Annotated in this window: 18 protein-coding genes; 11 read left to right on the top strand and 7 right to left on the bottom strand. The window is 52.1% G+C overall.

Going from position 1 to position 23,926, the window contains the following annotated elements; all coding sequences use genetic code 11:
- Positions 1-360, bottom strand: a 360-nt coding sequence (locus tag IEX98_RS28610; RefSeq protein WP_188893077.1) for a hypothetical protein, incomplete at its 3' end; no start/stop codon positions are given.
- Positions 361-747: a DUF4280 domain-containing protein gene (locus IEX98_RS28615; protein ID WP_188893078.1), complete on the bottom strand. Its 387-nt coding sequence runs from the start codon at positions 745-747 to the stop codon at positions 361-363.
- A 227-nt stretch (positions 748-974) separates the two neighbouring features.
- On the opposite strand from IEX98_RS28615, the gene IEX98_RS28620 reads away from it, so the two are divergent.
- The 6 genes from IEX98_RS28620 (at position 975) to IEX98_RS28645 (ending at position 14,504) form a co-directional block, all read left to right on the top strand.
- Positions 975-3,722 carry an adenylate/guanylate cyclase domain-containing protein gene (locus IEX98_RS28620; RefSeq protein WP_188893079.1) on the top strand — a complete coding sequence of 916 codons (2,748 nt, stop codon included), beginning with the start codon at positions 975-977 and terminating at the stop codon, positions 3,720-3,722.
- Positions 3,723-3,769: 47 nt separating this feature from the next.
- Positions 3,770-4,276 (top strand): GNAT family N-acetyltransferase, encoded by a 507-nt coding sequence (locus tag IEX98_RS28625; RefSeq protein WP_188893080.1) that lies wholly within the window; start codon positions 3,770-3,772, stop codon positions 4,274-4,276.
- Positions 4,277-4,330: 54 nt separating this feature from the next.
- Entirely contained in the window at positions 4,331-7,366 is a 3,036-nt protein-coding gene (locus IEX98_RS28630) for an Npt1/Npt2 family nucleotide transporter (RefSeq protein WP_188893081.1), read from the top strand.
- Positions 7,367-7,762: 396 nt separating this feature from the next.
- The gene (pheS, locus tag IEX98_RS28635) at positions 7,763-8,794 is read left to right on the top strand and encodes a phenylalanine--tRNA ligase subunit alpha (protein ID WP_188893082.1); all 1,032 of its coding nucleotides are present in this window, start codon (positions 7,763-7,765) and stop codon (positions 8,792-8,794) included.
- A gap of 23 nt (positions 8,795-8,817) precedes the next feature.
- Positions 8,818-11,262, top strand: coding sequence for a phenylalanine--tRNA ligase subunit beta (gene pheT / locus IEX98_RS28640; protein ID WP_188893083.1), 2,445 nt, complete (start codon positions 8,818-8,820; stop codon positions 11,260-11,262).
- A 155-nt stretch (positions 11,263-11,417) separates the two neighbouring features.
- The gene (locus tag IEX98_RS28645; RefSeq protein WP_188893084.1) at positions 11,418-14,504 is read left to right on the top strand and encodes a cell division protein ZapA; all 3,087 of its coding nucleotides are present in this window, start codon (positions 11,418-11,420) and stop codon (positions 14,502-14,504) included.
- A gap of 83 nt (positions 14,505-14,587) precedes the next feature.
- On the opposite strand, the gene IEX98_RS28650 is transcribed toward IEX98_RS28645, so the two are convergent.
- The 3 genes from IEX98_RS28650 to IEX98_RS28660 all read right to left on the bottom strand — a co-directional run bounded on the left by IEX98_RS28650 (position 14,588) and on the right by IEX98_RS28660 (position 16,418).
- Positions 14,588-15,268 (bottom strand): SDR family NAD(P)-dependent oxidoreductase, encoded by a 681-nt coding sequence (locus tag IEX98_RS28650; RefSeq protein WP_188893085.1) that lies wholly within the window; start codon positions 15,266-15,268, stop codon positions 14,588-14,590.
- Positions 15,269-15,498: 230 nt separating this feature from the next.
- Positions 15,499-15,876, bottom strand: coding sequence for a cytochrome C oxidase subunit II (locus IEX98_RS28655; protein WP_188893086.1), 378 nt, complete (start codon positions 15,874-15,876; stop codon positions 15,499-15,501).
- A 176-nt stretch (positions 15,877-16,052) separates the two neighbouring features.
- The gene (locus IEX98_RS28660) at positions 16,053-16,418 is read right to left on the bottom strand and encodes a phage holin family protein (protein ID WP_042163881.1); all 366 of its coding nucleotides are present in this window, start codon (positions 16,416-16,418) and stop codon (positions 16,053-16,055) included.
- Between the two features lie 185 nt (positions 16,419-16,603).
- Here IEX98_RS28660 and IEX98_RS28665 point away from each other — a divergent pair, with 185 nt between their 5' ends.
- The 5 genes from IEX98_RS28665 to cysK all read left to right on the top strand — a co-directional run bounded on the left by IEX98_RS28665 (position 16,604) and on the right by cysK (position 22,468).
- Positions 16,604-18,973, top strand: a complete 2,370-nt coding sequence (locus IEX98_RS28665; protein ID WP_188893087.1) for an endonuclease MutS2 — start codon at positions 16,604-16,606, stop codon at positions 18,971-18,973.
- 80 nt (positions 18,974-19,053) lie between these two features.
- Entirely contained in the window at positions 19,054-19,476 is a 423-nt protein-coding gene (locus tag IEX98_RS28670) for a DUF350 domain-containing protein (RefSeq protein ID WP_188893088.1), read from the top strand.
- Between the two features lie 108 nt (positions 19,477-19,584).
- Positions 19,585-20,133 (top strand): hypothetical protein, encoded by a 549-nt coding sequence (locus IEX98_RS28675; RefSeq protein ID WP_188893089.1) that lies wholly within the window; start codon positions 19,585-19,587, stop codon positions 20,131-20,133.
- A gap of 107 nt (positions 20,134-20,240) precedes the next feature.
- Positions 20,241-21,506 (top strand): MFS transporter, encoded by a 1,266-nt coding sequence (locus IEX98_RS28680; RefSeq protein ID WP_229692441.1) that lies wholly within the window; start codon positions 20,241-20,243, stop codon positions 21,504-21,506.
- A 35-nt stretch (positions 21,507-21,541) separates the two neighbouring features.
- Entirely contained in the window at positions 21,542-22,468 is a 927-nt protein-coding gene (gene cysK / locus IEX98_RS28685) for a cysteine synthase A (RefSeq protein WP_188893090.1), read from the top strand.
- 29 nt (positions 22,469-22,497) lie between these two features.
- Here cysK and IEX98_RS28690 read toward each other — a convergent pair whose 3' ends face one another.
- Both IEX98_RS28690 and IEX98_RS28695 read right to left on the bottom strand, forming a co-directional pair.
- Positions 22,498-23,568, bottom strand: a complete 1,071-nt coding sequence (locus IEX98_RS28690; RefSeq protein WP_188893091.1) for a CotH kinase family protein — start codon at positions 23,566-23,568, stop codon at positions 22,498-22,500.
- 90 nt (positions 23,569-23,658) lie between these two features.
- Positions 23,659-23,926 (bottom strand): hypothetical protein (locus IEX98_RS28695; RefSeq protein ID WP_188893092.1); only part of this gene is annotated, 268 nt, incomplete at its 5' end.

A 23,926-nucleotide genomic window follows, 5' to 3' on the forward strand; every position in this document is an offset into this window, starting at 1 on the left:
GTTTCCATCGGCACCCTTGACGGAGGCTGTACCGGTAAAGCCGTCTGCTGCCGCGGCAGACGCCGACAATTCAGGCGTTCGGCCAAACCATTTGTTAATGAATGCAGGCGGGTTAATGAATCCGAAGTACGTTACAATGAGCGCGATAACGATGATAAGCGCCACCATTTTTTTGGCAATGTAATAGCTGCCTAGCTTTAAATAATTGTCCAGAGAGCGGAGCGGTCCGAACAAGGCGGTAACCAGAAATCTCCGCAGCCACCCCAGCAGTCTCTTGGGCAATGTTTTGGCCCGCTTGAGAGGGGTGATGATCATCCGTTTGATCGGCTTGAATATCGGCTTTAGCAGTTGTTCGACCATTTAGGGCACCTGTATCGTAACTTGGCCAGGATTAACGATCTGTATGACGCCGCCCCAGTTGCACATGCATTTGGAGGTATTGTTAAGAGCGGGCATATTGGCGACAAGAACCGTCGGTGTGCCCGGTACCCAAGGCGCGGCTGTCACGGGCAAGCAAGGCTGAGGAGTCAGCGCGCCCAAAGCCGCAGCTGTCGCAGCAGCCACGGCAGGATTGGCCAGGGAGGTGCACATTCCGAATGGGAGAATATTGACCATCGGTTTGTTGTCCATAATGTTGGCAATCGGCGTGGAAGTCATAACGCGATTGGCAGGAAGAACGTTCAAAGTGCCGGGAGCAGCGCCAAACGAACATTGCAAAGAGGCTCCGCCGCATACTAGTTGACCCATAGTTAACCCTTTCCGTGCGAAGCGGCCACAAGCCTGCTTCTACCATTTTCTTCTACTATTCATACTACTATACGGGAGGAAGCGCTTCAACATAAACCTGATTAATTCGACCCGATTTTATGGCGAAGAAACAAGGAAATTGATGCCAAATCTCGATACATGTAGTACTATGGAATTAATTGATAGTTCGGTAAAAGCAAATAGGGAAAATGAAAGTGATGGTGTCCATGAGAAAGTCAACGTGGAGTATAGCATTGCTGCTTGTCGTTGCCATAGGTCTGGGATTATGGCTTTATCCGAATGCGAATAGGCTGCTTTCGCTGCCCACGGATAATGAGAAGGCGCTTACGTATTTATCCCGCTTGGCACCTGGGCCGGGAGGCGGACTGGTTACCATTGGCGACTCCCGCCAGGAAATCATTCGCATGGATGAAAGCGGCATGCTGGAGGATCGGATCCGGCAGAAGCCCAATGACGGTGACCGGCATGATTTCACGGATGCTGCCGCAGCTCCGGACGGGACCATCTACGCACTGGATACCGTTTTGGACAAGTACGGGCTGTACGTCCAGGAAGAAAGAATTGTCCGCTACGCTCCGGAAAGCAAGGAGGGCGAAATTCTTTACAGCTTAAAGGGTGACGGCACAAATAAAAGAGTCGGACAAATTCAAGGGTTCCAGCTTCAGGATCAATCGCTTTATTTCTACTTTGATAAAGAGCAAGAAATTGTGCTGAATCGCTTGAGCCTGCTGGAGAGCGGCGGCCAGCCTGTAGAAGCATTCCGGTTTAAAGTGCCTAATGACCGTTATCTTTCAGAGATTGTGGGATTTGAGCCCGGCCGTATCTTCTATGCGACGAAACGCGGTGCGATTTTCCGGGTGGGAGCAGACGGCGCCAGCACGATGGCCTACCCGCTGGAAGGGATGAACCGGACGAGAACCAACTTTCCTGAAGCGCTGCAGCTGCACTCCGACGGCAGGTTGTATTTCATCGACAGACTTGTCAATTCTGTCACTAGTATGAAGGCTGACGACTCTAGCGGCCTGCGTGTCGATCTCAGCGAAGATGTGCTGCAAAGCAAGGCCGCCGGCGCAGAGAGTGTTGAAATTATGGATTTTACGATTGGTTCTGGCGGAACGCTCTATATTGCTCTGGATGACCGTGTGTTGAATTTGACCAAGAAAGACAGCTCTACTATTAATAACGTCTCATATGACCGGGAGACGGTGATGATGGGCTGGCTCGCCTGGCTTGCTGCAGCGGCTCTGCTTGCTGTTGTTATTACGATGCTGCGGCTCGTCTATGTTCATTTGTTGAACCGCAGAATATCGCTCTTCGTCAAGCAGGTCGTTATGCTGGTCCCGATCGTTACGATCTCAATGATCCTATTATGCAATTTTGTCTACAGCAGCTTTTCCGGCCGCATGGAAGAGGAAATGCAGCGTCAGCTGTCCCTTCTTGCACGCAACGGACAAAATATCATCAATGGCGATCAGTTGAACAAGCTTACTTCTCCGAGAGATTACAGAAGCCCGAATTACACCGCCATTTACGATAAAATGAACTTTCTGTTCGAGAGCGAGGATGACGCCAACCGGAAAGGGCTGTACAGTACGCTCTATAAGTACGAGAACGGCGGGCTCTTCATCATGATGGATGACGATGACGGCGTCAATATGTACAAGCCTTTCCCGCTCAGCGAGGAGAACAAGCGGGTAATTGACAATGGCGAGGTGCTGACGGGGAGATGGGAGGATGCCACCGGCAAATGGCTGTATGCGATTGGTCCTATCTATGATTCATCAGGGACAGTTGTAGGCATCTATGAAACAGGCCGTGATCTGAATGTACTCTATCAATCCAATCAGACTATATACTCAAGTATTGTCATTAATATCGGTATTATCAGCTTGGTGCTTATTGCATTTGTTACCGGCACTACCTACTTTATGCTCTCGTCGCTGCGCAAGCTGCGCAGAAGCGTGATGGATATGGCTAACGGCAATTGGAACGTCGAGGTTCATATCCGGTCCAAAGACGAGGTAGGCGACCTTGGCGAGCAATTCAACCTGATGGCCAAGCATATCCGTAATTATATTAAAGATGTAACTTCGTTCAGCGAAGCGTCGCACCGGTTCGTCCCGCAGCAGTTTTTCAAATATTTAGGCAAAAAAGGGATACTCGACATTCACCTTGGCGATCAGGTTCAACAAAACATGACCGTGATGGTTGCGAATATCCGCTCATTCCACGAGTTGTCCAAACAGCTGTCGCCGAAGCAAAATTTTGACTTCATGAACGCCTTCCTGAAACGGTTTAGTCCGTTCGTCCGCAAGGAGGAAGGGCTGATCAGCAAATATTTGGGTGCGGGCTTTATGGCGCTGTTTCCAGCCCATTCAGACGATGCCTTGCGTGCAGCCATTGCAATCCGCCGGGATCTCGCCGCTTATAACGAGCAGCTGCGCCAATCCGGCTACAAGGCCGTTGATCTTGGCATGGCGCTGCATAAGGGACCGCTCATGCTCGGTATCGTCGGAGAAGAGCAGCGCATGGAAGGCAATATCATTTCCGATGATGTCAATATGACCGCAACGCTTGAGAAAATATCGGATACGATGGGAACGCCGATTCTGGCGACTAGAACGTTCTTCGAGCAGTTGCGGTCGCCAGAGCGCTTCCGGCATCGTTCACTAGGCCGTATCCGGATTGACGGCAAGGATGAGCCAATCGAGCTGATAGATGTTTATGAAGGAGACTCGGATGCGATCCGGCTGTTGAAAGACCGTACGAAGCCGCTATTCGAGAAAGGCATCTTGCTTTGTCAGGAAGGGCGGTTTTTGGACGCACGCGAAACATTTATTGAAGTAATCAAGCAGAACCGGTCCGACAAGGCGGCTAAGCTATATTTCTATCTTTGCGACGAATATTACCAGAAAGGCTCGACAGAGGGCTGGAATGGCACGCTTGCCGTATAAGACGAATGTAATCGTATCTTCTGGAAAGCTGTGAAGGAGCGGAGATTATGCTGGTAGGGCAATTTCGGATAGAAAAGCTGGAAATGGCAGAGGATGCGGAGCGGATTATTCATTTTCTGCTCTCAGATCAATCGTTTGACGACACACGCTATACGCCAGGAGAATTATCTCATTTCCAGCAGCTTCCTTACCGCGCTCTCGCCAAAGAAATTGTGCTTTGGTACGCCGTTGATGAAGCGGGACAAATTATTGCGATCAACAGTATAGCGGAAAACGAGCAGCAAACGGGCGGCTATAGCTGGGACTACATTGTCGTACACCGAGAATATCGCAAAACAGGTGTAGCTTCAGCGCTGATTGCCGAAATGTTCGCTTATCTGCTGCTCGTTCATTCTCGCTATATCATCACCTATACTTGTGATTTGCCGGAATACTTGCCGATAAGAAGACTGTTTGAGAGAAACGGCTTCGGCCTCGTAGGCCGTTGTCCGGATTATTATTTTGACGGCGAGGACCGGTTAATCTATTATCGGAAACTATTATACAGCGCTTAGCCGTTCAGCCGCTGATAGGGGCTTAATGAGTGTGCGAAACGGATGGATAGCCCAATGAATATGGAACGTATTATAGGCGCGTTAGGCGCCCGTGCCGAAGATCAGCGCAAGCTGATCTTGATGGCACCTGTTTTTTTTATATGCGGTATTGCCGAGATGCTCAATTACAACGGCTTCATGACGCTGTTCAACCAACGGCTCGGAAGCGAGTATTTGCCTTACGTGTATGCGGCGGAAGCGGTCATTTTACCGCTTGAAGCTTGGTTATTGTCCTGGCTTGCAGCAAGACTGCCAAAGCCGAAGCTTATGCGGGTCATGTATGGAATGATGCTGGGTATCGTAGCGTTTAATGCGCTGGTGCTGCTGACGCTAAAGCTGGCCGGTGTAGAGCTGTTATGGTACTATCCTGTGCTGTTCATCTTCTCTAACTTTGTCGTCAGGCAGCAGACGATTTTACTATGGAGCCTCGCTGTTGATACATGCCAGACGCAGCAGGCCAAACGGCTGATGCCGATATTTGTCGGGGCAGCAACGCTAGGCGGCGTAGCTGCCGGTTTACTAGCCCAAGCAATCAGCATCGGCTTTGGTCCAGAGACGATCTACGCGGTTGGAGCTGTTCTTCTGTTGATCGCATGGCGTAATTATAATCAGGTAATAGGGAAATATCTGGTGCCTTTATCGCTAAAAGCGGAAGCTTCCCGTGAAGAGGCTCCGGCACTTACGACGGGAGCTGTATTCCGTCATGCACTGCGGTCGCCGTTTTTGCTTACGGTCATTTTACTGATGACCTTTATGCCAGCACTGTATTTTCTAATGGAGTATCAGTTCTTGAATGTAACGAGAATCACTTACCCTAGTGAACAAGAGTTCAGCCGTTATTTCGGGATGATTACAATGGTGTTGTTCATACTCGCATTCCTGCTGCAGACCGTATCGGGCAAACTGATGGCAAAGCTGGGCGCAAGTCAAATGCTGACGGCAATATCAGCAGTTTATGTTCTATCATTTGCCGCTGCTGTTATGCTTATTGGCTCGTCTGCCGCACTGCCTATTATTTCTGCGGGTTATATGCTGCTCTATCTATTGCTCTATTATTCGGCAGAACCTTCCTATCAGATCTTCTTCAAAACCTTCCCGCTGGCTCAGCGGGACAGCTACCGCTACGCGGCTCAGGGCATAGCGGCATCAGCCGGTATTATGGCGGGCGCTGCTTTGCAATTTCTTCATTCCGGACTGGGGTTGTCATGGACGCTGCTGTCGCTTGCCGGCTTATGCGGTTCCGTGCTTTTGTTTGGACTGGCATGGATCGGCAGAAAATATTATATGCGCGAGCTGGTAAGCAGCGTACAGTCGGCCGGTGAGCTTGATCTGACGGAGCAGTTCGAGGAATTGGTTCGCAATCCGGCGGCTATGGCGAGAATAAGCGGCATGCTGAAGGAAGAGAATGATCCAGCTAAAGAAATCGCTCTTCAAATAATAGGCCGCCTGCAAAATCCAAAAGATCTGCCCGAGCTGTTGAAGCTTATTGAAGACCCGATCCCCCGGATTCGGGTGGCGGCGGTGCGTGCTATGAATTTGGAGCATGCCGATTTAACAGCTATGGTGAAAATCGCCGCTTTTCTGGAGGACCCCGACGATGAATTGCGTGCGGAGGGTGTCCGGCAGATCGGCCGGATGAAGCATATGGAACATCAGGCTTTATACTTTTTGCGGCAGAAGCTGCTCGACCGCCATCCTGCCGTTGTGGCGGAAGCGGTGAAGGCGATGTATTCCTTCAATAATGCGCCAAGCTTTGAGGCGTGCGCCGAAGTGATTCACCGTATATTGCAGGAAGGCGGACAAGCCTCTGTCTATATTTGCCGGGTAGTTGCGGAGCTGAACCTCAAGGAGTTCATCTCTGAAGTTGGAAAGCTCGTACAGGACCAGCATCCTGCCGCACGGGTCGCGGCCATCGCTTGTCTTGGTGAATTGGGTGAGGACGGTTTACTGCCGGAACTGCTTCAGGGCTTGCCGACGATGGATCAGGAAATGACCCGGACGGTATTCCATTACTTTGTTCAGATTGGAGAGAGGGCAGTTGCGCCGCTGCTTGGCAGCTTGGAGGGCGCACATCCGAAGCGCTGGACGATCGCGATTCAGGCACTGGCAAAGCTGCTTCCTGAGGAGGAAATTCGCTCCCGGCTTATTGAATCTGCATTATTAAGGCTAGCTCACTTGGATGATGCCGCTGCATATGGCGCTGCATTTGCTGCTATGGGACAGGAGGATATGGCTCAGCTAGCGGGCTTGAGGATGCATGAAGTTCGTGCTTTTTACATGGATGGCGTGTGGTCGGTGCTAGGTGCCTTGGCGGATGAGCAAGTCGTGGAGGCTGTTCGCAAAGCGGCTGGCGACCCGGATGAGGAGATCCGCAGCAACGGCTGGGAAGTGCTTGCCGAAGGCGTTGGAGACCGCAGATTGTCGCAGCGGCTGCTTGTTTTATTGGAGCAGGAGGATTCTGCCGGACTGCTAGATCGTCTGCCGGAGTCTGGCGCCCAGCATGTAATGGAACAGGCGCTTGCTGAATCGGATGACTGGTGGCGGGAGATGGCCGTAGCGGCCCAACAAGGAGAGGGTGAGAACGTGTCGCAGGAACAGGCAATGGGACGATTGAATAAAGTGGTGTTTTTGCGGCAAGTGCCTTACTTTGCCGACTTATCGCTGGAAGAGCTTGGTTTAATCGCAACGATTGCCAAAGAGAGCGTCTGGGCAGATGATGCTAAGCTGCTGGAGCGGGGAACGCCAAATACAGCGATGTACGTTATTGTCGAAGGCAATGTTGAGCTTACAAGCACTTCCGCTGCCGGCTGGGAAGGGACTATAGGTGTTCTTGGCTCTGGTGATGTATGTGGTGTGACATCAGCTCTTGACGGGACGCCGTCATCGGTATCCGCACAGTCTCTGCTTGGTGAAGTGCGCGTACTGGAGCTTGCTGGCGACGATATGGCGCGCCTTATCCGCCTATATCCGGAGATTGGAATGGGACTGCTGCGGGCGTCATTTGCCAGAATTCGTTTACTGGAAGAGATGATGATGCGGATTGATTCGTAGCAGGCTTTCGAAGTTGCAACCGTTGCAGAAATTGCATATAATAGAGACTAATGTTTTATTATTGATTCTATAGCATTGAAAGCTGAGATGGAGATAAGTAAGCAGTGCTGCCGCACAGGGAGAAGACGCCGCAGATTGAGAGCGCCTTTACGAGATCAGACTGACGAAATTCACTCCGGAGCAGACGCCTGAACCGCATGGCATTATGCATATGCGCGAGTAGGGAGTGTCCGGTTCCCGCCGTTATGGGAATGAGGGATTGCAGCAAGGCGGCCTTATTGCGCCGGCAGCAGTCCGAATTAGGGTGGTATCACGGTTCTTTCGTCCCTTGCGGGGAGAAAGGGCCTTTTTTTGTTTGTCCCGAACGAGAGATGGTAAAAATGGAGGCGAATGTTGATGAAAGAGAAATTGGAAGCTTTGCGCGGCGAAGCGCTGCAGGAGCTGCAGCAGGTAGACAACCCGCAGCTGCTGAATGATTTGCGAGTGAAATATTTGGGCAAAAAGGGCGCTTTGACGGAAATTCTTCGCGGCATGGGCGGATTGAGTGCCGAAGAACGTCCGGTTATCGGCCAAGTTGGCAACGAGGTACGGGCAGCGATTGAGGCTGTTATTGAACAAAAACAAACGGCGTTTCTGCAGGCGGAGACGGAAAATCGTCTGCGTGCGGAGACGATCGATGTAACGTTGCCGGGTAAGGCGCTGCCTACAGGCTCCGTTCACCCATTGAACAAAGTAGCGCAGGAGATTGAAGATATTTTCGTTGGTCTCGGTTATACGATTGCAGAAGGTCCAGAGGTGGAAACCGATTATTTCAACTTCGAGGCGCTGAACCTTCCGAAAAACCATCCGGCCCGCGATATGCAGGATTCGTTCTACATCACGGATGATATATTGATGCGTACGCATACGTCCCCCGTACAAGTGAGGACGATGAAGCAAATGAACGGCAAGCCGGTTAAAGTCATTTGCCCGGGCAAAGTGTATCGCAGAGATGATGACGACGCGACTCACTCCTTCCAGTTCAATCAAATTGAAGGACTCGTAATCGGAGAAAACATCCGGATGAGCGATTTGAAAGGCACGCTGCTGCAATTCGTACAACAAATGTACGGCTCGCAGGCGGAAATCCGCCTTCGTCCAAGCTTTTTCCCGTTCACGGAGCCTAGCGCCGAGGTAGACGTTACTTGCGTGCAGTGCGCTGGTCATGGCTGCCGGATGTGCAAGCACACGGGCTGGCTCGAAATATTGGGCAGCGGCATGGTGCATCCGCGTGTACTGGAGATGGGCGGTTATGATCCGGCCAAATACAGCGGCTTTGCTTTCGGTATGGGCGTTGAACGGATTGCGCTGCTCAAATACGGCATTGACGACATCCGTCATTTTTACACGAACGATATGCGCTTCTTAAGTCAATTTGCGAAGATGTAACGGAAGGAAGGGGAGAAAAAGCGATGAAAGTATCCTATAAATGGTTGAATGAATATGTCGAGCTGTCCGGCTTCACGGCTGAGGAACTGGCTGAAAAAATGACGCGCGGCGGCATCGAAATCGATAGTGTGGAGTCCCTCGATAAAGGTGTATCCGGCGTCGTTGTCGGTTATGTGAAATCCCGCGAGAAGCATCCGGATGCGGATAAGCTGAATGTCTGCAAAGTTGATGTAGGCACTGGCGAAGAGCTGCAAATCGTTTGCGGAGCGAAAAACGTAGAGGCCGGCCAACGCGTGCCGGTAGCCACGATTGGCGCTGTACTTCCGGGAGATTTCCGGATTAAGCGCGCGAAGCTGCGCGGTGTGGAGTCGCAGGGCATGATCTGCTCCGCGAAAGAGCTGGGCTTGAACGATAAGCTGCTGCCGAAGGAGCAGCAAGAAGGCATTCTGGTACTGCCGGAATCGACCCCAATCGGGACATCGATCGGCGACGTTCTGGGCATTCATGATGAAGTGCTTGAGCTTGATCTGACGCCAAACCGTTCCGACTGCTTGAGCATGCTGGGCGTTGCCTACGAGATCGGCGCACTGACGGGACGTCCCGTTAAGCTGCCTGAAAATACGATTAACCATACGCCGGAGCGGGCTGACAGCCATATTTCGGTATCGATTAGCGCGCCTGAGCATTGCTCGCATTATAGCGCCCGCTATATTAAGGGAGTAAAGATTGGTCCTTCACCGCTTTGGCTGCAAAATCGCCTGATCGCTGCAGGCATCCGCCCGATCAGCAACGTCGTTGACGTGACGAACTTCGTTATGCTGGAATACGGACAACCGCTGCATGCGTTCGATGCAGATGCCGTGCAAAGCGGGAAAATTGAAGTGCGCTTCGCCAAAGAAGGCGAGTCGCTGGTAACGCTTGATGATCAGGAGCGCCGTCTGGAGCCGCATATGCTGGTCATTACCGATGGAGTGAAGCCGATCGGCCTTGCGGGCGTTATGGGCGGAGCAAATTCGGAAGTTAACGAAGGCACCGTTAATATTTTGCTGGAATCTGCAAAATTCGATGGCGGCACCATTCGCAAAACGTCCCGTCAATTGGGGCTGCGTTCGGAGTCGAGCATTCGCTTCGAGAAGGAAGTGGATCCGGCCCGTGTTATTCCTGCTCTAGACCGCGCAGCGGCACTGATTGCTGAACTCGCTGAAGGTCTCGTAACAGAAGGCATTGTCGAGGAAGTAATCGCTAAAGCAGAGCCGGCCAAAATCGATATTTCGCTGGCTAAAATTAATGGTTATCTCGGAACAGAGCTTTCAAAGCTGGAAGTTCAGACGATCTTCGAACGGTTGAATTTCGGCTACAGCTTGGCTGAGGAAGGCAAGTTTACCGTTCAAGTGCCTACGCGCCGCGGCGACATTACGCGCGACGTTGACTTGATCGAAGAAGTTGCTCGTCTGCACGGTTATGACAACATCCCCACAACGCCGATTCATGGTGATGTAACACCGGGTGCATTGACGAAGCCGCAGGCAATCCGCCGCGATTTGCGCCGGAGATTGACTGATGCTGGCCTGCATGAAGTGATCAGCTATTCGTTTACTTCACCAGAGCGTACGGAGCTGTTCCCGGCATTGTCCGGCGAAGGGCAGAAGCCTGTGAAGCTGGCGATGCCGATGAGCGAAGACCGCAGCGTGCTGCGCACGACGCTGGTTGCTCAACTGCTTGAGACAGCAGTCTACAACCGCAACCGGAAGAACGATTCGATCTCCGTATTCGAAATCGGCAGCGTGTTCCATACCGATGAAGAGGTATTGACTCGACTGCCGCAAGAGAAGCACCGTTTCGCTGCTTTGTTGACGGGAAGCCGCACAGAAGCGCAATGGAACCGCAAAACGGAGCCGGTTGATTTCTATGATGCGAAAGGCGTCTTGGAGACATTGTTCCAAGTGCTTGGCTTAACTTCGAAAGTGCGTTACGAAGCTGCACAGCCGGAGAACTTCCATCCGGGCCGCACGGCTGCAGTCGTGCTGGAAACGGCGAGAGGGCCGCAAACGATCGGCTACGTCGGCCAATTGCATCCTACTCTTCAGCATGAGAGCGATCTGGCTGACACTTATGTGCTCGAAATTGAGCTGGATGAGCTTTACGAGCAGGCCCAATTTGATATCGGCTATAAAGCGCTGCCGCGTTACCCGGCTATGCAGCGGGACATTGCAGTTGTGCTGGAACGTTCTGTTCCGGCCGCTGATCTGACAGCTTCGGCATGGGCAACGGCAGGCGAGCTGCTGGAGTCGGTCCGCGTGTTCGACGTGTTCACCGGCGAGAAATTGGGCGCGGATAAGAAGAGCGTTGCGCTCTCGCTCGTATATCGTCATGCCGACCGGACATTGACTGATGAAGAGGTTACCGAGCTTCACGGGAAGGTAGTAGCAGAGCTTGAACAATCTTTTGCCGCGGAATTGAGAAAGTAGGCAGGAAACCTCCAAAGTCGCATCGAAATAGTTCCTTGTGAGCTTTCGATGCGGCTTTTTTCTATAAGCTCGGGCAGAAAATGCGCGTAATTGCGGACTGTCTGACTTTCATCTATGACAAGCGATCAAGAGATAGACAATAGGAGGATTCCTTTATGATGGATGCTGATCAAACCGTCGTAACCGTTGATATATACGGACACCAATATAAGCTTAAGGGCCATTCCAATATTGAATATATGAGAAGAGTCGCCAGCACGATTGACGAGACGATGAAAAAGCTGGCAAAAGGCTACCCGCGGCTTGATTTGCCGAAGCTGGCGGTGCTGACGGCTGTACAAATGACCGAGGAAGTGTTCCGGCTTCGCCGTGAGAACGATACGCTTCATGATTCCGAAGCGAAACGTATGGTGCTGGCTGAGCAGCTGGAGCTTGCTAATCAGCGCACGACGGGCTTGCAGGAGGAGCTCGCCGCCTTGCGTCAGCAAGCAAAAGAAGAGCTTGAGGCGCATGAAGCTGAGCATGAAGCGAAGCTGGCTGCCGCTGTTGCAGAAGCGGCGGAAGAGCTTGCTGCCAAGCTGGAGGATGCTGCGCACAAGTTGTCTATTCAGCAAGCGGAAGCCGAGGAACTGCTCGCCGTCCAGGAGGCGCAAGCCGCCGAGACGCTGAAGCGGGAGCAGGCGAAGGCGGCTGAGCTATTGGCAGCGCAGGAAGCGAAGTCAGCAGCGGCTTTGGAGCAAGAGCGGGCAAAAGCGGAGGCCGCATTGGCGCAGGAGCAGGCAGCTGCGGCTGAGCTATTGGCAGCGCAGGAAGCGAAGTCGGCAGACACGCTGGAGCAAGAGCTTGCGAAAGCGGCAGCCGTGTTGGCGGAAGAGCAGGCGGCTGCAGCAGAGCTGCTGGAGACGCAGGAGGCGGAAGCCAAGGCTGCGCTAGAGCAGGAGCGGGCGAAGGCGGCTGAAGCAATAGCGACGCTGGAGAGAGAACGGTCGGCTGCTGCCGGACTGCTTGTTGAGAAATCGGCGGAAGCGGCGAAGCAGCTTGAGAACGAGCGGGCTGGCGCGGCTGCCCGGCTTAAGGCGAAGGCGGCGGAAGCTGAGCAGCAATTGGCGAAGCAGCGTGCGGATGCCGAAGAGCGTTTGGCCGCGCAGCAGGCAGCAGCGGAAGAGCAGTTAAATGCTCAGCGGAATGAAGCCGAGGAGCGTCTGGCTGCGCAACAGGCGGCAGCGGAAGAGCAGCTGAACACTCAGCGTGCGGAGGCGGAAGCGCGTTTGGCGCAATCGCAATCGGAGCTGGAAGCGTTGCAATCCAATTCGGATGGACGATTAGTCGCAGCGGAACGGCGTTTGGCAGAGCAGCGTGATGCAGCGGAAGAGCAGCTAATTACTCTGCAATTGAAATTGGAAGAGGAGCTGTCTTCACAGCGGGCGGCTTCAGAGGAGCAGCTGTCAGCTTTGCGTGCAGAGATGGAGCAGCGTCTTGCTGCCCAGCAGGCAGAGTCACAAGCGCTTCTGACGGCACGTCAAGCGGAGGCGGAAGCGCAATTAGCCCGCGAGAAAGAAGAGCTGTCGGAGCTGCTTGCGCTGCAAGAAGCGGAAATGGCCGATTTGCGCGCGAAAGCGAGCGAAGCGGAGCTGATAGCCGCCGCGAAGCTGCTTGAGCTGGAACAAAACTGGAAAAGCGATAAAGCCTCTATTGAAGAGCGATACATAGCTGAAGCCGAGGCAAGAGCTGCAGAGCAAGAGCAGCTGCTGGAAGAAAGCCGGCTGCAGCTGCAGAAGGAATTTGAACAAAGCCAAGCTAGCTGGCTGGAGGAACGATCCCGCCTGCAAGCCTTGGCGGAACAGCTTGAGCAGAGCTGGAACGCAGAGAAGGCTTCATTCGAGCAGCGCATTCAGGCTGCTGATGACCATCTCATGCAGGCAATGGAGCAGGAGGAAGCGCTGCGATCATCCTTGCAATCGCAAGAGCAGCTTGGCTCCGAGCAAGAAAGTATGCTTGCAGAGGCGTTGAGTGAAGTAGAAACATTGACGGAGCAGGCAGCTCTTGCTGTGGAACGAGTGCAACAGCTCCAGCAGCAATTGCTAGAGAAACAGGAACAAGAACAATCCGCTGCTCAGAAGCAGGAGCAATTGCAGTCGGAGCTTAACGGGCTCAAGGAGCAGCTGGCAGAAGCGGAAGTACAAGCTGAAGAAAGCAAGCTTGAATTTGAGGCAGAGCGGACTGGGCTTGTGCGCAGCAGTGAAGACAAGCTTAGCGAGCTGGAAGAGCGGTTCGAGGCTGAGATTCGGAAGCAAGCGGAGCTCCGTGAGGCGTTGGAGCGCGAGCATGCCGAGCAGCTGGTGCAATTGGAGCAGTTGAAGGAGCGGCAGCAGGCTGAGCGCCAACAATTCGAAGAGCAGAAGCAAGAGCTGGCGGCAAGCCATCAGGCGGAGGTTGCAGAGCTGGAACGGCAATTTGCGGAGCAGGGCAAGAAAAGGGAGCTGGAATTCCAAGATTCGCTTGAGGAGCAGCTGCTTCAGCAATTGGAGCAATATGATTCGCTTGAACGCCGCCATAAAGAGCTGGAACGCGAGCTTCAAGCCGAGCTGGACGCCAGTGAATTGTATGCCGCACGGCAGCAGCAGCTTGAGAAACAGCTGGTGTCGCGTACCCGCGAGACCGAAAGCGCGCTGGAAGAACAGCAGTTGAGGCATACGGAGCAATTGCAGGCGCTGCAAGCCCAATTGGAGGAGCTAAAGGCTTCGATCGATCATGCGGAGTCCCGCGAGCTGGAGCAGTTGGATGAGCTGGAGGCTTACAAAACCCGCGAGCGTGAGCTGACGGAGCAATTCGAGTTCATTGCCGCCCGGGAACGAATAGCTGCGCAGCAGTTAGAAGCGGCGATTTCGAGGGAGAAGGAACTGGATGACCGGCTGCAAGCCGAACGCACAGAGCTTGAGGAAGCGCGGCAGGCGGCAGCGAAATTAAAGGCAGCCGAGCAGGAACGCTCGGCAGCCGAGGAGACGCTTCGCAAGCAGTTGGAGCAGGTTCTGGCCGAAGCAGCTGCTGCATCGGAGCAGCGGAGCACGCAAGACGAGCGTACGGAGCTGCTGGAGCTGGAGCGCAACGAGGCGCAGGCTGCCGTAGAGCGGCTGCAAGAGGAGCATGACCGGATAGCGGTGCAATTCGACAAGCTGTCGAATGAATACCGGAAGCTTCAAACGGAATACAATGAATGGATTGAACTGATCGAGCAAAGTTAATCATGAATGTATTGGGGAAGAGAAGGGGCTGACCGCCGGATCGATACGACCCGGGGCCAGCCCCTTTTTCCTTATGAAGCTATCTATCCGTAACTGACGATCGTACCGGTCGGGCCACCAAGCGGAAGGCTGGCCAATCGGATGAGATCGGGCGTGACAACGGTTGGATCTTTACCCGTAGCATGCATTTCGGTGCGCAGCGTTCCGGGATTGTATAGATTGACTAAGATGCCGTATTCATATTCTTCGTCGGCAAGCGTTCGGGTGAGCGATTCCAGTCCGGCTTGAGCTGCGCTATAAGCGGCAAAGCCGCCGGAGCCATTCCACGAATGCGCAGACGTAATATTGATAATGCGTCCATATTTGGCTGCCCGCATCGTCGGGAGAACGGCCTTCGTCAACAGAAACGGTCCGGTTAAATTGGTTGCGACCTGTGACTGCCATTCTTCTGTCGTTAATTCCAGCACGGTGCCTTGTTCCATGACGGCTGCGTTGTTAAGCAAGACATGAACTGCGCCCCACTGCTGGACAGCCTGCTGAACAGCCGAATCGATTTGCCTTTCATCGGTGATGTCGGTTGGAATAATTAAAGTTTCTTGACCTGTTTGCTGGAGAATAAGGCTGGCTGTTTCTTCCAGCTTGCTGCGCCTTCTTCCCAACAAAGCGACAAGCGCTCCTTCTCTTGCAAATGCGAGTGAAGCTGCTCTTCCGAGTCCGCTGCCCGCACCGCTAACGATCGCAACCCGTTTCTCGAGTAAGCTCATTAGCCATCCCTCCTGATCTGTTCCAATCGGCATCCCTGATGACAATACAATTATATCCAGTATATGAAATGATAGCAGAGTGATGAATGCAGGGGAAGAGGGAGAGTCATCAGTCTTTTTTTGGAAAAGGCAAACTTTCGATTATAATTGAAAGATCAGGCCTAGTCATAAAAAAACCTCCTGCTATCCGAGAATAACTCGGAGAGCAGAAGGCTTTTAGCCGATTGCTATTATTCGACGACCAGCTTAGCTGTCATTTTTGCATGTCCGTTGCCGCAAGGCACGTTGCAGACGATATCGTATACGCCAGCTTCAAGCGTTACCGCTTTCGTCTTCTTGTTGGCGATTTTTATATCGGTTTTGGAAATGTCGATGCCGTGAACGCCGCCGTTGGATTCAAGCGTCAAATTAACAGGCTCGCCTGCTTTAATTTTATATTCCGCTTTATCGAATTCCCAGCTTTTCGCTTTGATCACGACTTCAGGTGCTGCCGTATTCGGCTCCGAAACACCGCTTGTTGTCGGTTCACTGTTTCCTTTATTGCTTCCGCAAGCTGCGATTACGGCAACCAGGCAAAGCACGGCCGCAAATAAGATCCATTTTTTCAAAACTAGCTCCTCCTTGAAACGGAAATAATTGTTTTTCAAATCTATTGTAACCGATTCTAAGCTGCTTTGCAGTGACAGCCCGGTGACAATCTTGCCCAGAAAAGAAAAGCCCTCAATCTCCAACAAACGAGATCAAGGGCTGATCTTCTTGCGGTGCGTGCGTGATGAATTGTCGTTTAATCGTGATCCCGGCTGCTTCGGCCGGCTTCATACGGCGTACTGACCGGGATGAACAAGTCGATGATCCCGATCACGAGCGCGGCGAGTATGGCGCCAAGCCACGTAACAGTAACGCCGCCGACGATGAATTGCGCGACCCAGATAACGACGGCGCTGGCGATAAAGCCAACGATACCGCGGCCAAAAGGCGTAACCTTTTTGCCAAAAATGCCTTCAATGATCCAGCCCAAGGCTGCGATAACTAAAGCAAGGAAAAAAGCGCTCCAGAAGCCGCCGACGCTAAACTGGGGCACAATCCACCCGACAACCATCAGTACAAGCGCTGATACGATAAATCTGACAACATGGCCTAAAAAATTCATGTCCACAACCTCCCAATAATTTGCGCATGAGGCTTTCCGTTCACTTCGATCCGAGGCCTGCCCGCGCACTGGTGAAATGGCATTTCGAATTCTTTTGTAGTATGACCATAAATCATTTATCCATGTATGATTCGTGCATCCGTGCCTAGGTTCGGATATAATAAAGTGGCGAGAGGAGTGTTACTTTGGACAGCAAAATTTTATCTACACTTGAATTTCATAAAATTACACATAAATTGCAGCAGCATGCGGCAACTTCGCTTGGCAAAGGGATCGTGGAACGGCTATTGCCAAGCTCGGATCTGGAGCTCGTGAAGCTTTCACTTCAAGCGACAGATGAAGCCTATAAGGCGGATCGCTTGAAAGGGAATGCACCTTTTGGCGGTATTGTCGACATTAGCGGTCCGCTTCACCGGGCTCGCATCGGAGGAACGCTCAATCCGGAAGAGCTGCTCGATATTGCCTTGACCGCTCGTGGTTCCAGACGCGTCAAGAAGCATATTGAAGTGCTTCATGAGGATGACCCCATTCCGCTGCTGCATCAAACCTCGGATGAGCTGTCTGAGCACAAACCGCTCGAGGATGCGATATTCGACTGCATCGACGATCAGGGTGAAGTACTGGACAGCGCAAGCGTTGAGCTTGCTTCCGTTCGTCGTGAGCTTCGCAGCGGCGAATCGCGGGTGCGTGAGAAGCTTGAGCAGATGATCCGTTCAAGCTCTGTACAGAAAATGCTGCAGGACGCAATCGTCACGATCCGTAATGATCGTTACGTCATACCGGTCAAGGCTGAGTACCGCTCGAACTTCGGCGGTATCGTCCATGATCAGTCTGGTTCGGGCGCGACGCTCTTCATTGAGCCGGAAACGATTGTGGCGATGAACAACAAGCTTCGGGAGCTGAAAGCGAAGGAGCTGCGTGAAATCGAGAAGATTTTGCAAAAGCTCACCGCACTGGCATCCGATCATGTTGATGACCTGCTGTACAATCTGGAGCTGATCGGCCGCTTGGATTTCGCGTATGCGAAAGCGCGCATGGCACATGAGATGAAGGCAACGCTGCCTCGCATGAATGACCGCGGCTTTCTGAAGCTGAAGCGCGGACGTCACCCGCTCATTGCGGCGGATCGTGTCGTCCCGCTGGATGTTGAACTGGGCAACCAGTACACGGCGATTATAGTGACAGGTCCCAATACAGGCGGTAAGACGGTATCGCTTAAGACGATCGGTTTGCTCAGCTTGATGGCAATGTCAGGACTGTTCGTGCCTGCCGAGGATGGAAGCCAGCTTTGCGTATTTGATGCGATTTACGCCGATATCGGCGATGAACAAAGCATTGAACAAAGTTTGAGTACGTTCTCCAGCCATTTAACGAACATTATTCGCATTTTGCAATCGATGACTTCGAAAAGTCTCGTCCTGCTCGATGAGCTTGGCGCGGGTACCGATCCGGCAGAAGGCTCGGCACTTGCTATCGCTATATTGGAGCATGTACATCGCAAAGACAGCCGGATCATCGCTACTACGCATTATAGCGAGTTGAAAGCGTATGCCTATAACCGTAAAGGCGTTATAAATGCGAGCATGGAGTTTGACGTCGCGACGTTAAGTCCGACCTATCGGCTGCTTGTTGGTGTTCCGGGACGAAGCAATGCATTTGCGATCGCCGAGAGACTGGGACTGGATAAGAAAATTATCGATCACGCTCGCGGAGAAGTCAGCGAAGAGGATCAGCGGGTTGAGAATATGATTGCTTCCCTTGAGGAAAATCGTCTAAGCGCGGAATCGGAAAGGTTGACAGCGGAATCGCTGCGTCAGGAAATGGAGCGCCAGCGCGCCCGTCATGAAGCCGATATGATGAAGTTTGAAGAACAGCGCGACAAGCTGCTGCTGAAAGCGCAAGAGGAAGCAGCAGCGGCTGTTGCCAAAGCAAAGAAAGAAGCCGAGCAGATTATCGCCGATTTGCGCAAGCTGGCGATGGAGGAAGGCGCTTCGGTCAAGGAGCATAAGCTGATCGAGGCTCGGCGCAAGCTTGATGAAGCCGCGCCTGAGCTTGCCAAGAAGAAGAAAGCGGCCGGCGGAGGAACAGGCGGCAAGCCTGCCAAAATCGAACCGGGTGACGAGGTTACTGTCTACAGCTTGAACCAAAAAGGAACGGTTGTCGATATAAGCGGCTCTGAGGCCACAGTTCAGCTTGGGATTATGAAAATGAAAGTTGCGCTGGACGATTTGGAGCTGATTAAGCAATCTGCTGCCGTCAAGCAGCAGCAACCGAAACAAGCTGCCAGCCTGAAGCGTTCCAAAGAGGATCAGGTTCGAATGGAGCTGGATCTGCGCGGCGAGAATTTGGAGGAAGCGATTATCGAGGTTGATCGTTTTCTGGATGAATCGTACTTGGCCGGAATGGGCCAGGTTTACATTATTCATGGCAAAGGAACCGGTGTTCTGCGCACAGGCATCCAGCAATATTTGCGGAGACATAGCCTAGTCAAAGCATACCGGATCGGCAATTATGGAGAAGGCGGTACGGGTGTAACGGTGGCGGAGCTGAAATAGCTCCGCCCGCCTATCGTAATCAACAAGCTGTCCGGCGTATGCCGGAGCTTACATTTTCAACCGCAGCGAGGTGAAGAAAAATGGAGAACGAAGTCGACCGTTTGCTTAGCAATTCTTATGCTGCATCGCTTGTATATGTATCGCTCGTCGTCCTGTCGCTTATCGTCTTTCTGTTTGTGTTTGAGCTGGTTACCAAGTACAATTGCTGGAGCGAAATCAAGAAAGGCAATTTGGCAGTAGCGATGGCGACCGGGGGCAAAATTTTCGGCATCTGCAATATTTTCCGATTTTCAATCGAAGCCAACGACTCTATCTATCAAAGCTTGATATGGGGTGCTTTCGGCTTCATTATTTTGCTGGCGGCCTATTTCTTGTTTGAGTTTCTTACGCCGGTATTCCGCATTGACGAAGAGATTGCCAAAGATAACCGTGCTGTCGGTTTTATCGCGATGATGATCTCGATCGCCCTATCCTATGTCATCGGGGCGACAGTTACCTTATAGCTGGGGGAATCTATGAAATATTTATGGGGTATTTTATTGGTCGTTGCCATTTTATTTTTTGTTTTTGGCGTTGTCTATTTAATGAACAATTAAACGGGGTGTGAAGGTATGGAGCAAGAACAGCAAACGATCTGTCCATGGTGCATGACTGAGATCGTATGGGATGAAGAAATCGGACCGGAGAAGCATTGTCCGCATTGCGACAATGAACTCAGCGGCTATCGTACGCTGCAAATTGGATTGGATCAAGATGATCAAGCGGAAGACGAAGATGAAGAAGATACTTCGGATGAGCCGGAGTGGGACGCGGGGGATGAAGATGAATCCTATGGCGGCAACGGTTCAGCATGGAAAGATACGGATCAAGGCTTCCGCCACACGAACAGAGCTTGGATGGCAGTAGAAGAAACGCTTCGCCGAGTTGTGGACGAGCAGGAGGAAGCGCCTGAATGTCCATCTTGCCGGGAGTATATGATTGAAGCGGGCAAGCAGAAGCTGAATGTCGAGCCGACGGTACATGGTGCGGTTGGCCGTCCGCTTGTACAATCGCCAATCGAGACGACTCTTTACGTATGCCCTTCCTGCTTCAACACATCTTCGATACTAAGTGACAAGGATCGGGAGCGGATGCTTAAAGCGTTAAGTCCGCAGGATTGATTTTTCTGTCTGGAAAAATGAAAGCCGCATGCAGGCCGGTCATTTAGGGCAACTTACAAAACGTAATTCCACCATTGCATCCATCAATGGAAAAGGAGGAACTCGTTTTGATTAAGCAACCCGCATCGGCCGCCTCTCGCGGACATCGCATGGCCAGCAAAGGCGCGTTGGGCTCTCAGGCAGCTTTGCTGCTTGCTGTCCAATGGCTATTTGGCGTAGCAAGCGCATTATCAGGCACTTTCGTGCCGGTCTACTTATGGAAGGCTAGCCAGTCCTATATGCTGATCGGCTGGTTTGCACTGGGACAATATGCACTAGGCGGCATTACTTTCTATATTGCCGGCAAGTGGGTCAAGGAACATAACAAAATGAACAGCCTCCGTCTTGGCATCGTGCTGTCGGGGGTCTTTTATTTCACTGTACTTATGCTGGGCAAGCAAGCCCAATATTATGGCATCCCGCTTGGCATGCTTAGCGGCATGGCGCTTGGCTTTTATTGGCTGGCGTACAACGTCGTCTATTTCGAAATTACGGAACCCGACAACCGGGACCGCTTTAACGGGCTGGCAGGATTGCTTGGTTCAACAGCAGGAATGATTGCACCGTGGATTTCAGGTCTGCTCATTACAACGCTGCGCGGTGACCGCGGATACCAGCTCATTTTCACATTATCGCTCGTTGTATTTGGCATTGCTTTCATATTAAGCTTCTGGCTGGCCAAGCGGAAGCATGTTGCGGGACCATATGAGTGGACCTATGGCTTCAGACAACTGGCAGAGCGGGGCAATCCATGGCGGAAAATGTTCGCAGCCATCGTGGCGCAAGGGGTACGCGAAGGGGTGTTTATGTTTCTTGTTGGTCTCATCGTCTATATCGCAACGAAGGATGAGAGCAAGCTTGGTAACTACACACTCATTACTTCATTGGTAGCTTTGATTAGCTTTTGGTTTGTCGGCAAGAAGCTGAACCCCCGCAACCGCAATAGGGCGATGCTGGCAGGAACGATTATGCTCGGACTGGTTATACTGCCGCTGTTTTGGAAGGTCAGTTATTCCACACTGCTGATGTTTGGAATCGGAACCGCCTTGTTTCTGCCGCTTTACATCATTCCGATTACGTCGCGTGTGTTTGATTTGATCGGCCAGTCGGAGGCTAGCGTTAAAATGCGGGAGGAGCTTATCGTCCTTCGTGAAGCCGGACTTATTGCAGGGCGTTTAATTGGTTTAAGCGGATATCTCATTTTGCTGCCTCTGAATCACTCGCCTTCGGCAATCGTATGGCTGATGTTCGGAGTGGGTATCGCGCCGATTGCGGGATGGTGGTTCCTTCGCTCTTTCTTGAAAGCGGAGGAGCCGGCCGGGAGCAGGCCTTAAATGAAAGGGAACTTGTATGGGAGAAGGGGAAGCAGATGCAAGGAAAGAGACGTGTCGTAGATTCTGTTATCGATCTTATCGGGGATACGCCAGCGGTCAAATTAAATAAGCTGGCGGAGGAAGGCAGCGCCGATATCTATGTAAAGCTGGAAATGTTCAACCCAAGCGGGAGCGTGAAGGATCGTGCCGCTTCATCGCTTATTATGGCTGCTGAATTGAAGGGGCTGATCAAGCCAGGCAGCACCATCATTGAACCCACAAGCGGCAACACCGGCATAGGGCTGGCGATGAACGCTGCGGCGAAAGGGTATAAGCTCATTCTCGTCATGCCGGACAATATGTCCGAGGAACGCATCCAATTGGTACGCGCTTATGGCGCGCAGGTCGTGCTTACGCCAGCGGCCGAGCGGATGCCTGGTTCAATTCGCAAAGCGCTGGAGCTGCAGCAGGAAAATCCGGGCAGCTTTATTCCGAACCAGTTCCAAAATGAAGCCAATCCGAATATTCATCGCATAACGACGGCGGTCGAAATTTTGGAGCAGATGGAAGGCCGGCTGGACGCTTTTGTAGCGACCGCGGGTACTGGCGGAACGATTACAGGAACCGGGGAAACGCTCAAAAAAGAGCTGCCTGACTTGTACATAGCCGTTGTCGAGCCGCAAGGATCTCCCGTTCTTTCCGGCGGTCAGCCTGGCCCGCATAAGCTGGTTGGGACTAGCCCTGGATTCGTGCCGGCAATTCTGAATACATCAGTCTACGATGAAATTATTCAAGTGGCCGACGATGATGCGCTGAATACGATGCGGAGCCTTGCCCGTAAGGAAGGCTTGCTGCTGGGGCCATCCTCAGGAGCCTCCGTATGGGCTTCGATGCAAATTGCCAGACGGCTGGGACCGGGCAAACGAGTGCTTTGTATTGCTCCCGATACGGGAGAACGTTACTTAAGCATGGATATCTTTTAAAACGGGAATATAGAAGAAGCAGCAGCCCTTCAGGCCTTCCAAGCCTTAAGGGCTGCTTTAATGATGGCGCGTCTTTCCCGGACGTATTCCAGGATGAAGGAAGGTTCGTTTAGAAACGTATCGTAGCTGCTTTTTCTCGTAAAATCATGCCGGATAGCCGGCGTAATTTGTTTGTAATAGCGTGTAATAACGGGATCAATCCGTTCAACCGTAAACTGAGTGACAAGCAGATTATTGATAATTGCTTTGTAAGCTTTTCGGCAAGCCGAATATTGAAACAGCTTCTCGGTCAGTTTATTGTAGCCTTGCAGCCGAACCAAGTCGCTGCCGCAAGGGCGGCCATAGCAATTTCTTCCCCAAGTTCCCTCGTAGTCCCAAGGGATGATCCGATATTTCCCCGTTTTTCGGTGCTCGTAGAGGGCGTAGTTCTGATCAAACCCGTCATAGTTGCTCGTTAATACGGCCCCAGCGAGCCATAGCAAGTATTGCTTTACGTCCAGTCTTTTCGCTGTAAAGGCGATGAAGCTTTTGCCGGAGTGTTTATTAATGCCTCTAACGAAACGGATAAGCTTCGGTTTTGTAACCTTATCGCTTCCATATTTCAGTTCATAGCCATCGAAGAGCGAGTCTTTCTTTCCTCTATGGATGGGGTCAATCAGGCTGAAATCGGCGCTGTCATTACTGGCATAAAGAATGGAACGAAAGCCGATTCCTCTTTTTTTGAAGAAGGTCGCGTCCACCGATTCAATCTCGAGATAGACACCCTGAGGACGATCATTGATTTCAACCTCGATATGCTGCGTTAGCGGGGACGGCACTCCGATTTCATTAAAGAAATGGAAGGATAACGCATTGCGAATGAGCGAGGGGTCGTCAAACTCTGCGTTCCAGTGCAGAGTTGGTCCTCCCTCTACAATGACTTCATATGATTTTTTGCTATAGTGCAGCGTATGTCCTCCGCGTAAACCGAATTGTGCCTTATATTGTTGTCCATTCATAATGATGTCGACGGTTTTATATCTTCCCCGTTTAGCAGTGTCCTGCAAATCATTCCAATCTTCGTTGTCGATTAATATTTTGCGAACCGGAAGCTCTTCCATGGGTCCACCCCTTGGGCAAAAGATAAAGCCTATCGTAGTCGATAGGCTTTTGTGCTTATTTACCGTATTCGGGTGATGGCAAGATTGACACTACATTTCAAACTTATACGGTTCCGCCGGAACGGTTACCGCGGGAACGGCCACCTTGAGGCCCGCCGGAGCGGTTGCCTTGAGAACGACCGCCTTGAGCCCCGCCTGTACGATTGCCTTGAGAGCGGCCACCTTGAGCCCCGCCTGTACGATTGCCTTGAGAACGGCCACCTTGAGGCCTGCCGGAACGGTTGCCTTGAGAACGGCCGCCTTGAGCTCCGCCTGTACGATTGCCTTGAGAACGGCCGCCTTGAGCTCCGCCTGTACG

It is taken from the genome of Paenibacillus radicis (ex Gao et al. 2016), assembly GCF_014641555.1.
Classification (GTDB): domain Bacteria; phylum Bacillota; class Bacilli; order Paenibacillales; family Paenibacillaceae; genus Pristimantibacillus; species Pristimantibacillus radicis.

Bases quoted from the DNA above. Each gene is read 5' to 3' on its own strand.
- IEX98_RS28675 (WP_188893089.1), top strand. From the start codon at position 19,585: ATGGAGCAAGAACAGCAAACGATCTGTCCATGGTGCATGACTGAGATC.
- IEX98_RS28690 (WP_188893091.1), bottom strand. From the start codon at position 23,568: ATGGAAGAGCTTCCGGTTCGCAAAATATTAATCGACAACGAAGATTGG.
- IEX98_RS28650 (WP_188893085.1), bottom strand. From the start codon at position 15,268: ATGAGCTTACTCGAGAAACGGGTTGCGATCGTTAGCGGTGCGGGCAGC.
- pheS (WP_188893082.1), top strand. From the start codon at position 7,763: ATGAAAGAGAAATTGGAAGCTTTGCGCGGCGAAGCGCTGCAGGAGCTG.
- pheT (WP_188893083.1), top strand. From the start codon at position 8,818: ATGAAAGTATCCTATAAATGGTTGAATGAATATGTCGAGCTGTCCGGC.
- cysK (WP_188893090.1), top strand. From the start codon at position 21,542: ATGCAAGGAAAGAGACGTGTCGTAGATTCTGTTATCGATCTTATCGGG.
- IEX98_RS28620 (WP_188893079.1), top strand. From the start codon at position 975: ATGAGAAAGTCAACGTGGAGTATAGCATTGCTGCTTGTCGTTGCCATA.
- IEX98_RS28660 (WP_042163881.1), bottom strand. From the start codon at position 16,418: ATGAATTTTTTAGGCCATGTTGTCAGATTTATCGTATCAGCGCTTGTA.
- IEX98_RS28630 (WP_188893081.1), top strand. From the start codon at position 4,331: ATGAATATGGAACGTATTATAGGCGCGTTAGGCGCCCGTGCCGAAGAT.
- IEX98_RS28645 (WP_188893084.1), top strand. From the start codon at position 11,418: ATGATGGATGCTGATCAAACCGTCGTAACCGTTGATATATACGGACAC.
- IEX98_RS28670 (WP_188893088.1), top strand. From the start codon at position 19,054: ATGGAGAACGAAGTCGACCGTTTGCTTAGCAATTCTTATGCTGCATCG.
- IEX98_RS28625 (WP_188893080.1), top strand. From the start codon at position 3,770: ATGCTGGTAGGGCAATTTCGGATAGAAAAGCTGGAAATGGCAGAGGAT.
- IEX98_RS28615 (WP_188893078.1), bottom strand. From the start codon at position 747: ATGGGTCAACTAGTATGCGGCGGAGCCTCTTTGCAATGTTCGTTTGGC.